Below are 14,794 nucleotides of genomic sequence, written 5' to 3'. Positions count from 1 at the left end.
GGAGGTTCAGATGCAGGCCAGAACACTCACCACGGTACGAGGAAGGGTGGCGGCCCTCACGGCCGTGCTGCTCTGTACCGCACTGGTGCAGGCGGTCCCGCAGCCGGCCTCCGCAGCCGCCACCCGGTACGAGGCGGAGTCCGCGACGATAGCCGAGGGCGCCGCCGAGTCCAACCACTCCGGCTACTCGGGCACCGGATTCGTCAACGGTGACAACGTCGTCGGCAGCTATGTGGAGTTCACCGTCGACGCGGCCGCAGCCGGCACCGGGAAGATCGCCATCCGGTACTCCAACGGCACGGCCGACGCCCGGCCCGCCGACGTCGCCGTGGGCGGCACGGTCGTCTCGGCCGCCCGCGCCTTCAACGCCACCACCGACTGGAACACCTGGGCCACCTCCACCCTGACCACCCCGGTCAAGGCGGGCAGCAACAAGATCCGGCTCACGTCCACGACGGCCAACGGGCTGCCCAACCTCGACTACCTCGACGTCACCGTCAGCGCCCCGTCGGACACCCAGGCACCCACCGCACCCACGGCGCCCGGCTGCGCGGACATCACCGAGAACAGCCTCACACTCAGCTGGGGCGCCGCCACCGACGACGTGGGTGTCGTCGCGTACGACATCTACGAACACGGCAACAAGTTCGGCGAGGCACCGGGCACCACCACCACGAAGAACCTGACCGGGCTCACTCCCGGTACCACGTACAACCTCACACTGTTCGCGCGTGACGCGGCCGGCAACGTGTCATCGGTCAGCCCCATCGTGGACTGCACCACCCTGCGCAGCTCCGACACCACCGCTCCCACGGCACCCGGCACCCTGTCCACCTCGGGCCTCACCGCGAACAGCGTCGCCCTGAGCTGGGGGGCGTCGACGGACGACAAGGCCGTGACCACCTACGAGGTGCGCAGCGGCAGCACCGTCTACAAGACCGTGACCGGCACCCCGCCCGCCACCACGACCACACTCACCGGGCTCGCCTGCGCCAGCCCGTACACCCTGGACGTCGTCGCCAAGGACGCGGCGGGCAACGCCTCACCGCCCAGCAACGCGGTCAGCTTCACCACCCCGGACTGCGCCACCGACGGCGGAGTGCCCTCCGGCATCGCCACCGTCTCCAGCGGCTGGTCCATCCCCTGGGGCACCTACTGGATGCCCGACGGGAAGACCGCGCTGGTGACCGAACGGGACAGCTTCAAGGTCCTCAGGGCCACCCCCGAAGGCACCCGCACCCAGGTCGGCACGGTACCCGACGCCGTCACGACCGACGGCGAGGGCGGCCTGCTCGGCGTCGCCGTCGACCCGAAGTGGTCCAGCAACCACTACGTGTACTTCATGCACACCGCGTCCGAGGGCAACCGGGTCGTCCGGATGACCTACGACGGCAGCACGCTCAGCGGGTACAAGGTCCTGCTCCAGGGAATCAAGAAGAGCCGGTACCACAACGGCGGACGGCTCGCCTTCGGCCCCGACGGCTATCTGTACGCGTCGACCGGCGAGGCGCAGACCCCCGACCTGGCCCAGGACAAGAACTCGCTGAACGGCAAGATCCTGCGGATGACGACGGACGGCAAGGCCGCCCCCGGCAACCCGTTCGGCAACTACGTCTACAGCTACGGACACCGCAACCCGCAGGGCCTCGCCTTCGACCGCAACGGCCGCCTGTGGGAGGCGGAGTTCGGCGACAGCAAGAAGGACGAGCTCAACCTCATCAAGCCGGGCAAGAACTACGGCTGGCCCGTCTGCGAGGGCACCTGCACCACGACCGGCATGACCAACCCGAAGAAGACCTGGAACATCTCCGAGGCCTCGCCCAGTGGGATCGCCATCGTCCGCAACGTCATCTACATGGCCGCCCTGAAGGGCGAACGGCTGTGGCGGGTGCCGATCACCGGTGACACCGAGAACCTGGGCACACCGAGCGCGTACTACGTCGGTACGTACGGCAGGCTGCGCACCGTCACCAAGGTGCCCGGCCAGGACCAGCTCTGGCTCTCCACCACCAACTGCGACAACAAGGGCAACGAACCCGACGGCTCGGACAAGCTGTTCCGGGTCTCGGTCAACTAGCGGCCGGCGTCGTACGCGCTGTACCGCCGGGCCCTGTCGGGGCTCAGCGGTACAGCGCGTCGACCTCCGCCGCGTACGCCGTCTCGATCGCCCTGCGCTTCAGCTTCAGCGACGGGGTGAGTAGACCGTGCTCCTCGCTGAAGGGATGCGCCAGGATCCGGAACGTACGGATCGACTCGGCCTGCGAGACCGCCGTGTTGGCGGCCACCACCGCCCGCCGGACCTCCATCTCCAGGTCCGGATCGCGCACCAGCTCCTCCGGCTTCAGCGGCGCCCGCCCCTGCATCGCGAGCCAGTGGTCCACCGACTCCTGGTCGACCGTGACCAGAGCCGCGATGTACGGCCGGTCGTTGCCGACCACGAGGCACTGCGCGACCAGCGGATGCGCCCGCACCCGCTCCTCCAGACCGGTCGGCGACACGCTCTTGCCGCCCGACGTCACCAGGATCTCCTTCTTCCGCCCGGTGATCGTCAGATAGCCGTCCTCGTCGAGCGCACCGAGATCCCCGGTGGCCAGCCAGCCCTCGCGCAGCACCGCGTCGGTGGCCTTCGGATCGCCGAGATAGCCCCCGAACACATTGCCGCCGTGCACCCACACCTCGCCGTCCTCGGCGATGTGCACGGTCGTCCCCGGGATCGGCAGCCCGACCGTGCCGTACCTGGTGCGCTCCGGCGGGTTGGCCGTGGCCGCCGCGGTCGACTCGGTCAGCCCGTAGCCCTCGTACACCGTGACGCCGGCGCCCCCGAAGAACAGTCCGAGCTGCCGCTCCATCCCCGAACCGCCGGACATGGCGTGCCGGATCCGGCCGCCCATCGCGTCGCGCACCCTCTTGTACACGACCTTGTCGAAGAACTGGTGCTGCATCCGCAGCCCGGCGGACGGCCCCGGACCGGTCCCGAACGCCCGCGCCTCCAGCGCCTCCGCGTACTTCACCGCGATGTCCACGGCCTTGTCGAACGGCCCGATCCGGCCCTCCGCCTCGGCCTTGCGGCGGGCGGCGTCGAAGACCTTCTCGAAGATGTACGGAACCGCCAGGATGAACGTCGGCCGGAACGACACCAGGTCAGGCATCAGCGCCCTGGCCGACAGCTCCGGCTGGTGGCCCAGCTTCACCCGGCCCCGGATCGCCGCGATCTCGACCATCCGGCCGAAGACATGGGCCAGCGGAAGGAAGAGCAGGGTCGCCGCCTCGTCACCCGGCTTGGAGCGGAAGACCGACCGCCAGCGGGCGACCATGGTGTCCGTCTCGAACATGAAATTGGCGTGCGTGAGCACACAGCCCTTGGGCCGGCCCGTGGTCCCCGAGGTGTAGATGACCGTCGCCACCGACTCGGGCGTCACCGCGCGGCGGTGGCGGTGCACCACCTCGTCCTCGACGTCGGCACCCGCGCCGACCAGCTCGGACACCGCGCCGGCGTCCAGCTGCCAGAGCCGCTTGAGACCGGGCAGCCGGTCGATCACCGAGGCGATCGTCATGGCGTGGTCCTCGTGCTCGACCATCACCGCCGACACCTCGGCGTCGTGCAGCATCCACAGCACCTGCTCGGCCGAGGACGTCGGATAGACCGGGACGGACTGGGCGCCCACGGCCCACAGCGCGAGGTCGAAGAGCGTCCACTCGTAGCGTGTGCGCGACATCAGGGCCACCCGGTCGCCGAATCTGACGCCGTGCGCGATCAGCCCCTTGGCCAGCGCCAGCACCTCGTCGCGGAACTCCGCAGCAGTGACATCCCGCCATTGTCCGCTCGCGTCTTTCCGACCGAGCGCGACCCGGTCCGGGTCCTCCTCGGCATGGTCGAACACCACATCGGCCAGGCCGCCCACGAGGGGCGCGGCCGCCATGGGGGGGACAGTGAACTCGCGCAATGACCTGCTCCTTGAGGCGCTCCGCACAGCGCCGTGACGCTACCCCACCGGGCGGCGCGGCGGGAGGGCCCCGGGCCGGTGGGCAACCGGGCATATGCACAGGTCAGTCACCGAAATCCGGCCAGATGGGCAAGGCTCGGGCGTGGCCTGGACCGTAGAGTGAGCGGCCGGCGCCGGAATCTCCACCGAATCTGTACGCCGCTGCCACTCCCGTTCCGGACGCATACGCGGTGTTCTGCCCCCGTCCGTCCTGGATCGGGTGGGTCGGTTCCCCGGCCTCCGCCGTTCGATCCTTCCCGTGCGCGCGGGCGGTCATGCGCCGTCCCGGCCGTCGACCGGCCCCATCGGGCCGACGCCCCGGATCAGCCGGTCGCCGCCCGCCAGGATCGCCGCCGCCAGAGCGTCCGCCGCCTCGTGCGCACCGTTGCCGCGGCGGCCGTGCGACAGTACGAAGTCCACCCCGCCCAGCTCCGGCAGCCCCGCCCTGGACGGCACCGGCGCCAGACCCGGGGGGATCAGCCCCCTGCTGTGGGCCATCACGCCCAGCCCCGCGCGGGCGGCCGCGACCAGCCCGCTCAGGCTGGTGCTCGTACAGGCGATCCGCCAGGACCGGCCGTGCTCCTCCAGGACCTCCAGCGCGCGGGCCCGGGTGATGCCCGGCGGCGGGAAGAGGACCAGCGGAACCGGGCCGTCCGGGTCGATCCGCAGCTGCGGGGCGCCGATCCAGGCCAGCGCGTCCTGCCAGACCAGCTCGCCGTGCGTGTCACCGGCGCGCCGCTTGGCGAGCACCAGATCGAGCCGCCCGGCCGCGAGCCGCTGATGGAGTGTCCCGGAGAGCTCCACCGTCAGCTCCAGCTCGACCTCCGGGTGGTCGTGGCGGAACGACTCCAGGATCTCCGGCAGCCGGGTCTGCACGAAGTCCTCGGAGGCCCCGAACCGCAGCCGCCCGCGCAGCCGGGTGCCGGTGAAGAAGGCCGCGGCCCGCTCATGGGCCGCGAGTATCGTCCGGGCGAAGCCGAGCATCGCCTCGCCGTCCACGGTGAGATCGACCCGGTGGGTGTCCCGGGTGAACAACTGCCGCCCCGCCGCGTCCTCCAGGCGCCGCACGTGCTGGCTCACCGTGGACTGCCGTACCCCCAGCCGACGGGCGGCCCGGGTGAAGCTCAGGGTCTGGGCGACGGCGAGAAAGGTACGGAGCTGTGCGGGTTCGTACATGAACCCCAGGCTATCGCGCAACGTGATGACAGTGAGAGCGGTGTGCGGGATTCCCGATCGCCCCGATGAGGAGCAGCATGGGGAGGGCACGACCAGAACCAAGAGAACCTGTGGAGCACATGAGCCGCCGCACCCTGAAGCCGCCGTCCTGGCTGCCGCTCGACCCGTACATCCTGGCGCTGATCGGCACCGTGGTGCTCGCGGCGATACTGCCGGCGTCGGGGAGCGCCGCGCAGGTGGCGGGCGGCGCCTCGACCGGGGCCGTCGCCTTCCTCTTCTTCCTCTACGGAGCCCGGCTCTCCACCGCCGAGGCACTGGACGGACTCAGGCACTGGCGGCTCCATCTCACCGTGCTGATCTGTACCTTCGTGGCCTTCCCGCTGCTCGGGCTGGCCGGCCGGGGACTGGTGCCGTACGTCCTGACGCCGCAGCTGTACAGCGGCTTCCTCTTCCTCTGTCTCGTCCCGTCGACCATCCAGTCGTCGATCGCCTTCACCTCCATCGCCCGCGGCAACGTGCCCGCGGCGATCTGCGCGGGCTCCTTCTCCTCGATCGCCGGGATCTTCCTCACCCCGCTGCTCGCGGCCGCCCTGCTCGGCAACGACGGCGGCGGGTTCTCGGCGGACGCGCTGCTGAAGATCGGGGTCCAGCTGCTGCTGCCGTTCGTCGCCGGGCAGCTGCTGCGCCGCTGGATCGGGGGCTTCATCACCCGCCACAAGAAGGTCCTCGGCTACGTCGACCGCGGCTCGATCCTGCTCGTCGTCTACACGGCCTTCAGCGAGGGCATGGTCGCGGGCATCTGGCACCAGGTCACCCCGGCCCGGCTCGGGGCGCTGCTCGGCGCCGAGGTGCTGCTGCTCGCACTGATGCTCGCGCTCACCTGGTACGGAGCGAAGCGGCTCGGTTTCGACCGGGAGGACCGGATCGCGATCCAGTTCGCCGGTTCGAAGAAGAGCCTGGCCTCGGGGCTGCCGATGGCGAGCGTGCTGTTCGGGGCGCAGGCGTCCCTGGCCGTGCTGCCGCTGATGCTCTTCCACCAGATGCAGCTGATGGTGTGCGCGGTGATCGCGAAGCGCCGCTCGCGCGACGCTCAGGAGGAGCAGCCGGTGAACGGGCAGGTGTCGCCCCGGCCCGTCGTCGCGAGCTGAGGGCGGGGCGGGTCCGGCCGCCTCACTCCCGGGCGGCCGCCGCTTCCAGGGCGATGCGGTGCTCGCCCGCGTACACGTTCATCGACGGGCCCCGCAGGAAGCCGACCAGGGTCAGCCCGGTCTCGGCCGCCAGGTCGACGGCGAGCGACGACGGCGCCGAGACCGCCGCGAGCACGGGGATGCCTGCCATCACCGCCTTCTGGGCCAGCTCGAACGAGGCCCGCCCCGACACCAGCAGAATGGCCCGGGACAGCGGCAGCCGGTGGTCGGTCAGGGCCCGGCCGACCAGTTTGTCGACCGCGTTGTGCCGGCCGACGTCCTCCCGGACGTCGAGCAGTTCGCCCGCCTCGGAGAACAGCGCCGCCGCGTGCAGCCCGCCGGTCCGGTCGAAGACCCGCTGCGCGGCGCGCAGCCGGTCGGGAAGGGCGGAGAGGAGGGCGGGCCCGACCCGCAGCGGGGGAGTGTCGGCGACCGGGTGCCGGGTGGTGGTGCGCACCGCGTCCAGGCTCGCCTTGCCGCACAGCCCGCAGGACGAGGTGGTGTACACATTGCGTTCGAGTGTGATGTCGGGGATCGCGACTCCGGGGGCGAGCTTCACGTCCACCACGTTGTACGTGTTCACGCCGTCCGCCGTCGCGCCGGCGCAGTAGACGATCGACTGCACCTCGGAGCCGTCACCGATGACGCCCTCGCTCACCAGGAAGCCCGCCGCCAGCGCGAAGTCGTCTCCCGGGGTGCGCATCGTGATGGCGAGCGGTCTGCCGTTCAGCCGGATCTCCAGGGGCTCCTCGGCGACGAGGGTGTCGGGGCGGGTGGAGACGGCCCCGTCCCGGATGCGGATGGTGCGGCGACGCTCGGTGACCCGTCCCATGGCGGTTGAACCCGATTCTGTACGTGGTGGAGGCCGGAACGCGCGGGAAGCCGAACCGGCCCTGGTCCTGCACCTGGAGTGTGACATCGCGGCCGATGCCGCGGCAGGTGCGGAGGGAAGCGCGGCAGGCCCGCACCGTCACCGGACAGCATATTGTCTGCAATATGCCTTTCGGAGGGCCGGGGCTGTTGTCAAGCCTCCAACGGTCGGGCGCTATTCCTGTGGGAACACGTGCACGTGTACCGGGCGGTAGCGACCAAGACTGGATGGTTCCTGCCATTCGTAGCGAGGGGAACCCGTACATGACCGGCTCACGTGTCGTGGCGCTCGGCCACTATCAGCCCGCCAAGGTGCTCACCAACGACGATCTGGCGGCCCTGGTCGACACCAGCGACGAGTGGATCACCAGTCGCGTCGGCATCAAGACCCGTCACGTCGGTGGCCCGGACGAGCCGGTGGACGAGATGGCCGCGCACGCGGGCGCCAAGGCGCTGGCCGCGGCGGGGCTCCAGCCGGCCGAGGTCGATCTGGTCCTGGTCGCCACCTCCACCGCGATCGACCGCTCGCCGAGCATGTCGGCGCGCGTCGCCGCACGGCTCGGGATGGGCTCGCCCGCGGTGATGGACATCAACGTGGTCTGCTCCGGCTTCACCCACGCCCTCGCCACCGCCGACCACGCGATCCGGGCCGGGGCCGCCGAGCGCGTCCTGGTCATCGGTGCCGACAAGATGGCCGACATCGCCGACTGGACCGACCGGAGCACCTGCGTGCTGCTCGGTGACGGGGCGGGTGCGGCGGTCGTCGTCGCGGAGCCGGACGGGGACGGCCGGCCCGGGATCGGTCCGGTGCTGTGGGGGTCGGTGCCGGAGATGGGGAATGCGGTACGGATCGAGGGGACCCCGCCGAGGTTCGCCCAGGAGGGGCAGTCCGTCTACCGCTGGGCCACCACACAGCTCCCGCCCATCGCCCGCAAGGTGTGCGAGAAGGCCGGCGTGGCGCCGGAGGACCTGGGCGCGGTGGTGCTGCACCAGGCCAACCTGAGGATCATCGAACCGGTCGCCAGGAAGATCGGTGCGGTCAACGCGGTCATCGCCAGGGACGTGGTGGACTCCGGCAACACGTCCGCGGCGTCGATCCCGATGGCCCTGTCCAAGCTGGTGGAGCGCGGCGAGGTCCACAGCGGTGCCCCGGTCCTGCTCTTCGGCTTCGGCGGGAACCTGTCGTACGCGGGTCAGGTGATCCGCTGCCCCTGAGGGGGCGTACTGCTCGGTGGGCTGTGGGCGACGAGCAGCGGGTGCTCGCCGGGCCGGAGGGGGACCGCCATGTTGTCCACAGGGCTGCCGCAGGGGCAGTGCCGAAGCCGGAGCGGCCCGGTCCGCTGCGCGAACGCGAACGCGTGTATGAGGCCCTGCTCGAACTCATCACGACGGGTGTCCCACGCCCGGGCCGGCACCTGGTCGAGAGTGAGCCGGCGGGCCATCTCGGGGTGTCCCGCCGGCCGGTGCGCGAGGCCCTGCAGCGGCTGAACACCGAGGACCGGGTCGATCTCCAGCCCGCCCGGGGCGCGTTCGTGCACGAGCCCACGGAGGAGGCGGCGGACCGGCTGCTCCCGGTCCGCACCCTCCTGGAGGCCGAGGCCGAGGCCGCGCGCCTCGCCGCGGTCAACTCCTCCCCGGCCGGCATCGAGGCCCTGGAGGAGCCCTGCGCCAAGGGCGAGCAGGCCGTCGCCGTCGCCGGCCCCGCGGTCGCCACCGACGCGGACTTCCACGCCGAGGTCACGGAACTGGCGGGCAACGTCGTCCTCGCCGAACCCGCGGGCCGAGTGGACCGCCGGATCCGCTGGTACTGCACCCCGGCGGCGCGGCAGCGCGGCACCGGGTCCTGGATCGAGCACCGCTCGCTCGTCGCGGCGGTCTCCTCGCACGACGAACGGCGGGCCGCGGAGATCACGCGCTCCCACACGGAACACTCGCGCCGGACGTACCACCGGCGCGACGAGGTCCGAGGGCCGTCCCCCCCGGGGTGTGTGCGCCGGGCGGCAGGCACACTTGCCGGTGTGACGACACTGAGCAAAGGCGCCAACGTGCCGGTCCCGGCCTCCGCGGTCCGGGCCGTACTCGACTGGTCGGCGGGGCCCGGAGTCCCGGACGTGGATGCTTCGGCCCTGCTGCTGACCCGCGGCGGGAGGGTGCGCTCCGACGACGACTTCGTCTTCTACAACCAGCCGCTCCACGCTTCGGGCACCGTGAGTCACCTCGGCAAACAGCCCGGCAGCGAATCGCTGGACGTCCGGCTGGGCGCGCTGGGGCCGGACGTCGAACGCGTCGCGCTCTGCGCCTCTGCCGACGGCGGCACGTTCGGTCAGGTGCCGGGGCTGTGTCTGAGGCTGCTCGACGCGGCCTCCGGTGCCGAACTGGCGCGCTTCGACATCGCCGCCGGTACGGAGACGGCACTGGTCGGCGGCGAACTCTACCGCCGCGACGGCGGCTGGAAGTTCCGCGCGGTCGGCCAGGGGTACGCGAGCGGACTGGCCGGGCTGGCGACCGACTTCGGAATCAGCGTCGACGAGGAACCGCCCGCGGCCGGGCCCGGCCCGCAGCCCGTCACGGCTCCGGCCCCCGCTCCCGTCCCCGCGCCGTCGTTCCCCCCTCCTGCGCCGCCCGCGCCTCCTGCGCCGCCCGCGCGGCCCGCACCGGAGCGCGCCGGGGGCGGCGGTACGGGCCCCCGGCTCACCAAGGGCGAGGAGCAGCTGCCGGTGGACATGCGCGAGCGCCTGTCGCTGCGCAAGCAACAGGTCCTGGTCAGCCTGAGCAAGCACGGCGTACCGGGGCTGCGTGCCCGCGTCATCCTCGTACTCGACGCCTCGGGTTCGATGAGCAGCCTCTACCGGCGCGGCACGGTCGCGGGCGTCGCCGAGCGGATGGTCGCCGTCGCGGCACAGCTCGACGACGACGGCGAGATGCAGGCCTGGACGTTCGCCACCAACCCCGCCCGGCTGCCCGACCTCGCCGTCGGCGACCTGCCCCAGTGGCTCGCCCTGCACGTACGCGTCGGCCAGATCTTCGGCTTCGGCCGCAGGAAGCCGCCCAGGGGGCTGGTCCCCGGCCAGATCGACATGCGTACGGTCGGGATCCAGAACGAGGAACAGAAGGTCATCGCCGAGGTGCGGGCCTTCGTGCGGGCCCACCCGGCGGCCGATCCGACCCTGGTCCTGTTCTTCTCGGACGGCGGTGTGCACCGCAACCGGGAGATCGAGCAGGAGCTGCGGGCGGCCGCCGACGAACCGGTGTTCTGGCAGTTCGTGGGGCTCGGCAGCTCCCAGTACGGCGTGCTGGAACGGTTCGACACCATGCCGGGCCGCCGGGTCGACAACGTCGGCTTCTTCGCGGTCGACGACATCGAGAGGATCTCCGACCAGGAGCTGTACGACAGGGTCCTGTCGGAGTTCCCGTCCTGGGTGCGGGCCGCCCGGCAGGCCGGCATCCTGCGCTGAGCCGGCCGGTCGGCGGGCCCGCCCCCGCCGACCGGCTTTGTCCTCGGTGTGGAGAAAGTTGTGGTGGATTCCTGCGCAACTTCTTCCCACTCCTGGCAACCGCTGCTACGTTCCACTCGAAAGCCCGACGTACAGGCCGATGTGGCGGGGAGGGGCGCGTGAGACGTATGACTGCACGACCCGCGAATGCGCATCAGGCGCGGCTGCTGCGGCTGTTGCGCGACGGCGGGCCCAACTCCCGGGCACAGCTGGGGGATCAGGTGGATCTCTCCCGCTCAAAGCTCGCCGTCGAGGTCGACAGGCTGCTGGAGACCGGACTCGTCGTCGCCGACGGACTCGCCGCATCCCGCGGCGGGCGCCGCTCGCACAACATCCGGCTCGCACCGCAACTGCGCTTCCTCGGCGTCGACATCGGTGCCACATCCATCGATGTGGCCGTCACCAACGCCGAGTTGGAGGTACTTGGCCACCTCAACCACCCGATGGACGTGCGCGAGGGCCCCGTCGCCATCTTCGAACAGGTGCTGGCCATGGCGGCCAAGCTCCGGGCCTCGGGACTCGCCGAGGGTTTCGACGGCGCGGGCATCGGCGTACCCGGCCCGGTGCGCTTCCCCGAGGGCGTGCCGGTCGCACCGCCGATCATGCCCGGCTGGGACGGCTTCCCGGTCCGCGAGGCGCTCAGCCAGGAACTGGGCTGCCCCGTCATGGTCGACAACGATGTGAACCTGATGGCGATGGGGGAGCAGCACGCGGGCGTCGCCCGCTCCGTGGGCGACTTCCTCTGCGTCAAGATAGGCACCGGCATAGGCTGTGGCATCGTCGTCGGCGGCGACGTCCACCGCGGTACGACGGGCAGCGCCGGGGACATCGGCCACATCCAGGTGGAACCCGAGGGGCGCGCCTGCGCCTGCGGCAACCGGGGCTGTCTGGAGGCCCACTTCAGTGGTGCCGCGCTCGCCCGCGACGCCGAGGACGCGGCCCGCACCGGGCGGTCGGCGGAGCTGGCCGGCCGGCTCGAAGCGGCCGGGAGACTCACCGCCGCAGATGTGGCGGCCGCCGCGGCCGCCGGTGATGCCACCTCGCTCGACCTGATCCGCGAAGGCGGCAACCGGGTCGGCCAGGTCATCGCGGGACTCGTCAGCTTCTTCAACCCCGGTCTGGTGGTGATCGGCGGCGGTGTGACCGGCCTCGGCCACACCCTCCTCGCCAGTGTCCGGACCCAGGTCTACCGGCAGTCGCTGCCGCTGGCCACCGGCAACCTCCCCATCGTGCTGGGCGAGTTGGGTCCCGCCGCCGGAGTCATCGGCGCCGCCCGGCTCATCAGCGACCACCTCTTCTCACCGGCCTGACCCCGGGCCGGCAGCACAGGGGCGCGCCCGCACACCGGGGGCGCCGGGAACGCCCGCACCACCGCGCCCGCAGCACCGGGGGCGCCGGTACCACCCGCACCACCGCACCTGGTACAGCCCTGCCCGCTCATCGGCCTTCCCCCAGCACTCGGCTGTGTTCGAGCAGGGGAGACCCCATTTGCCGAGGGGATTCGTCATGGCACCAGAACCACCCCTGCTCACCATGTCCGGCATCACCAAGTCGTTCCCCGGAGTGCGCGCCCTCGACGGCGTGGACCTGGAGGTCCAGGCCGGCGAAGTCCACTGTCTCCTCGGGCAGAACGGCGCCGGGAAATCCACCCTCATCAAGGTGCTCGCCGGGGCCCACCAGCCCGACGGCGGCGAGATCAGCTGGCGCGGCGAACCGGTCGCGCTGAAGTCGCCCATCGCCGCCATGCGGCTGGGCATCGCCACCATCTACCAGGAACTCGACCTGGTCGAGGGCCTGTCCGTCGCCGAGAACGTCTTTCTCGGCCATGAACCCACCACCGCCCGCTTCGTCGTCCGTACCCGCGAGGGCCGCACCGCCGCCGCCGCGCTGCTGAAACGGCTCGGCCACCCGGAGATCGATCCCGCCCGGCCGGTCGGCGGACTGTCCGCCGCCCAGCAGCAGATCGTCTCCATGGCGAGGGCGCTCTCGCACGACGTACGGCTCATCGTCATGGACGAGCCGTCCGCCGCACTCGACCCGGACGAGGTCGACAACCTCTTCCGTACCGTCGCCTCGCTCACCGCCGACGGCGTCGCCGTCGTCTACATCTCGCACCGCCTGGAGGAGATCCGCCGGATCGGCGACCGGGTGACCGTGCTCAAGGACGGCCGCGCCGTGGCCGTCGGGCTGCCCGCCGAGTCCACCCCGACACACGACATCGTTGCCATGATGACCGGCCGCAACGTCGAGTACGTCTTCCCGCCGCGCACCGCCGACCGCGCGGGCACGGCCGGGACGGAGCCCGTCCTGAAGGTCGAAGGGCTGGCCAGGAAGGGCGAATTCGCCCCGATGGACCTGGAGTTGAGGCCCGGAGAGATCGTGGGCCTGGCCGGACTCGTCGGCTCGGGGCGCTCCGAGATCCTGGAGACCGTCTACGGCGCCCGCAGGCCGAGCGCCGGGCGGGTGACCGTGGCCGGGAAGCCGCTGCGGCCCGGCAGCGTCCGCGCCGCCGTCGCCGCCGGAATCGGCCTCGCGCCCGAGGAACGCAAGGCGCAGGCCCTGCTGATGCTCGAATCCGTCACCCGCAATGTCTCCGTCTCCTCGATGTCCCGCTTCGCCAGAGCGGGCTGGATCGACCGCGGGGCCGAACGCCGGACGGCCCGCGAGGCCACCCGTGAGCTCTCGCTGCGCCCCGACAACCCGGACACTCCCGTCCGTACGCTCTCCGGCGGCAACCAGCAGAAGGCGGTCCTGGCCCGCTGGCTGCTGCGCGGCTGCCGGGTCCTGCTGCTCGACGAACCGACCCGCGGTGTCGACGTCGGCGCCCGCGCCGAGCTGTACGCCGTGATCCGCCGGCTGGCCGACGAAGGCCTCGCCGTCCTGCTCGTCTCCAGCGAGGTGCCCGAAGTGCTGGGCCTCGCCGACCGGGTGCTGGTGCTCCGGGAGGGCCGCGTCGTGCACACGGCCGACGCCCGGGAGCTCGACGAGCACCGCGTACTCGACCTAGTGATGGAAGGGAGCCCTACGTCATGACGCAGCCCGTTTCCCCGACGCAGCAGAGCAGGCCGGACAAGGGGGCCGCCGCCCCGGTCTCCGGACCCCGGAAGAAGGACGGCCCCGCGCGCGGCGGCGGCCTGCGCCTGGACGTCCGCAACCTGTCGCTCCTCGGTGTCCTCGCCGCACTGGTCGTCGTCGGCGGATTCACCGAGCCCGACGCCTTCCTGGACACCGGGAACCTTCAGCTGATCCTCACCCAGTCGTCCGTCATCGGGGTCGTCACCGTCGGGATGACCTTCGTCATCACCAGCGGCGGCATCGATCTGTCGGTCGGTGCGATGGTCGCGCTCGCCTCGGTATGGGCGACCACGGTCGCCACCCAGGAGTACGGCTTCGCGGGGATCCTGTTCACGGCGGTGATCGTCGGACTCGGTGCCGGGCTGGTGAACGGGCTGCTCATCGCGTACGGGCGGATGGTGCCGTTCATCGCGACGCTGGCCATGCTCGCCTCGGCCCGTGGGCTCGCGCTCCAGATCACCGACGGCAGGACCCAGATCGTCACCGTCAAATCGGTCCTCGACCTGGGCCTGCCCGGTTCCTACTTCCTCGGCATCCCGCCGCTGGTGATGATGTTCGCCGCGGTGACCGTCGTCGGCTGGCTGGTGCTGAACCGTACGACCTTCGGACGGCGCACGGTCGCCGTCGGCGGCAACGCGGAGGCCGCCCGGCTGGCCGGCATCGACGTACGGCGCCAGCGGCTGTACCTCTACCTGCTCTCCGGACTGTGCTGCGGCATCGCCGCCTTCATGCTGATCATCCTGTCCGGCTCGGGGCAGAACACCAACGGCAATCTGTACGAGCTGGACGCCATCGCGGCCGTGATCATCGGCGGCACCCTGCTCAGCGGCGGGCGCGGCACCATCGTCGGCTCCGTGCTCGGTGTGCTGGTCTTCACCACCATCACCAACATCTTCGCACTCAACAATCTGCAGAGCGACGTCCAGCAGATCGCCAAGGGCGCGATCATCGTCGCCGCCGTCCTGGTCCAGCGCCGCACATCGGCGCACGGCGAGACCTGACCCACCTC

The 14,794-nt window shown here is 71.4% G+C and carries 10 protein-coding genes and 1 pseudogene; 8 read left to right on the top strand and 3 right to left on the bottom strand.

The genetic code is table 11. The annotated features are described in order from the left end of the window. The first annotated feature begins 10 nt into the window (after positions 1-10). Positions 11-2,077 carry a PQQ-dependent sugar dehydrogenase gene (locus ACGF8B_RS27105; protein ID WP_392743491.1) on the top strand — a complete coding sequence of 689 codons (2,067 nt, stop codon included), beginning with the start codon at positions 11-13 and terminating at the stop codon, positions 2,075-2,077. 43 nt (positions 2,078-2,120) lie between these two features. Here the strand turns inward: ACGF8B_RS27105 and ACGF8B_RS27100 are convergent, their stop codons facing one another. Continuing rightward, the gene (locus ACGF8B_RS27100; protein ID WP_392743489.1) at positions 2,121-3,920 is read right to left on the bottom strand and encodes an AMP-dependent synthetase/ligase; all 1,800 of its coding nucleotides are present in this window, start codon (positions 3,918-3,920) and stop codon (positions 2,121-2,123) included. Between the two features lie 336 nt (positions 3,921-4,256). Then, positions 4,257-5,159, bottom strand: a complete 903-nt coding sequence (locus ACGF8B_RS27095) for a LysR family transcriptional regulator (protein WP_392743486.1) — start codon at positions 5,157-5,159, stop codon at positions 4,257-4,259. Between the two features lie 119 nt (positions 5,160-5,278). On the opposite strand from ACGF8B_RS27095, the gene ACGF8B_RS27090 reads away from it, so the two are divergent. Then, on the top strand, positions 5,279-6,307 hold the full coding sequence (locus ACGF8B_RS27090; RefSeq protein WP_392743483.1) for a bile acid:sodium symporter family protein: 1,029 nt from the start codon (positions 5,279-5,281) through the stop codon (positions 6,305-6,307). A 22-nt stretch (positions 6,308-6,329) separates the two neighbouring features. Here ACGF8B_RS27090 and fdhD read toward each other — a convergent pair whose 3' ends face one another. Continuing rightward, the gene (gene fdhD, locus ACGF8B_RS27085; RefSeq protein ID WP_392743481.1) at positions 6,330-7,178 is read right to left on the bottom strand and encodes a formate dehydrogenase accessory sulfurtransferase FdhD; all 849 of its coding nucleotides are present in this window, start codon (positions 7,176-7,178) and stop codon (positions 6,330-6,332) included. A gap of 302 nt (positions 7,179-7,480) precedes the next feature. Between fdhD and ACGF8B_RS27080 the strand changes: the two genes are divergently transcribed. From ACGF8B_RS27080 to ACGF8B_RS27055, 6 genes and pseudogenes are all read left to right on the top strand, one after another. Next, positions 7,481-8,431 (top strand): beta-ketoacyl-ACP synthase III, encoded by a 951-nt coding sequence (locus tag ACGF8B_RS27080; RefSeq protein ID WP_392743478.1) that lies wholly within the window; start codon positions 7,481-7,483, stop codon positions 8,429-8,431. A gap of 69 nt (positions 8,432-8,500) precedes the next feature. Continuing rightward, a pseudogene (locus tag ACGF8B_RS27075) lies at positions 8,501-9,180 on the top strand (GntR family transcriptional regulator); the annotation flags it as partial. 54 nt (positions 9,181-9,234) lie between these two features. Continuing rightward, positions 9,235-10,671, top strand: a complete 1,437-nt coding sequence (locus ACGF8B_RS27070) for a VWA domain-containing protein (RefSeq protein ID WP_392743841.1) — start codon at positions 9,235-9,237, stop codon at positions 10,669-10,671. A 167-nt stretch (positions 10,672-10,838) separates the two neighbouring features. After that, a complete protein-coding gene (locus tag ACGF8B_RS27065; protein ID WP_392743475.1) occupies positions 10,839-12,020 on the top strand; it encodes an ROK family protein in 1,182 nt (393 codons plus the stop codon). 196 nt (positions 12,021-12,216) lie between these two features. After that, the gene (locus ACGF8B_RS27060) at positions 12,217-13,743 is read left to right on the top strand and encodes a sugar ABC transporter ATP-binding protein (RefSeq protein WP_392743472.1); all 1,527 of its coding nucleotides are present in this window, start codon (positions 12,217-12,219) and stop codon (positions 13,741-13,743) included. Then, positions 13,740-14,786 carry an ABC transporter permease gene (locus ACGF8B_RS27055; RefSeq protein ID WP_392743469.1) on the top strand — a complete coding sequence of 349 codons (1,047 nt, stop codon included), beginning with the start codon at positions 13,740-13,742 and terminating at the stop codon, positions 14,784-14,786. Before ACGF8B_RS27060 ends, ACGF8B_RS27055 begins: the two co-directional genes overlap by 4 nt. Positions 14,787-14,794: the final 8 nt, after the last annotated feature.

Origin of the sequence: Streptomyces sp. NPDC047917, assembly GCF_043204345.1 — a bacterium.
Lineage (GTDB): Bacteria > Actinomycetota > Actinomycetes > Streptomycetales > Streptomycetaceae > Streptomyces > Streptomyces sanglieri.
The sequence above is the reverse complement of the archived record's forward strand: the minus strand, read 5'-3'. Positions and strand labels throughout refer to the sequence as shown.

What these genes read in the sequence shown, in the direction of transcription:
- ACGF8B_RS27105 (WP_392743491.1), top strand. Translation starts at nt 11, where the DNA reads ATGCAGGCCAGAACACTCACCACGGTACGAGGAAGGGTGGCGGCCCTC.
- ACGF8B_RS27100 (WP_392743489.1), bottom strand. Translation starts at nt 3,920, where the DNA reads ATGGCGGCCGCGCCCCTCGTGGGCGGCCTGGCCGATGTGGTGTTCGAC.
- ACGF8B_RS27095 (WP_392743486.1), bottom strand. Translation starts at nt 5,159, where the DNA reads ATGTACGAACCCGCACAGCTCCGTACCTTTCTCGCCGTCGCCCAGACC.
- ACGF8B_RS27090 (WP_392743483.1), top strand. Translation starts at nt 5,279, where the DNA reads ATGAGCCGCCGCACCCTGAAGCCGCCGTCCTGGCTGCCGCTCGACCCG.
- fdhD (WP_392743481.1), bottom strand. Translation starts at nt 7,178, where the DNA reads ATGGGACGGGTCACCGAGCGTCGCCGCACCATCCGCATCCGGGACGGG.
- ACGF8B_RS27080 (WP_392743478.1), top strand. Translation starts at nt 7,481, where the DNA reads ATGACCGGCTCACGTGTCGTGGCGCTCGGCCACTATCAGCCCGCCAAG.
- ACGF8B_RS27065 (WP_392743475.1), top strand. Translation starts at nt 10,839, where the DNA reads ATGACTGCACGACCCGCGAATGCGCATCAGGCGCGGCTGCTGCGGCTG.
- ACGF8B_RS27060 (WP_392743472.1), top strand. Translation starts at nt 12,217, where the DNA reads ATGGCACCAGAACCACCCCTGCTCACCATGTCCGGCATCACCAAGTCG.
- ACGF8B_RS27055 (WP_392743469.1), top strand. Translation starts at nt 13,740, where the DNA reads ATGACGCAGCCCGTTTCCCCGACGCAGCAGAGCAGGCCGGACAAGGGG.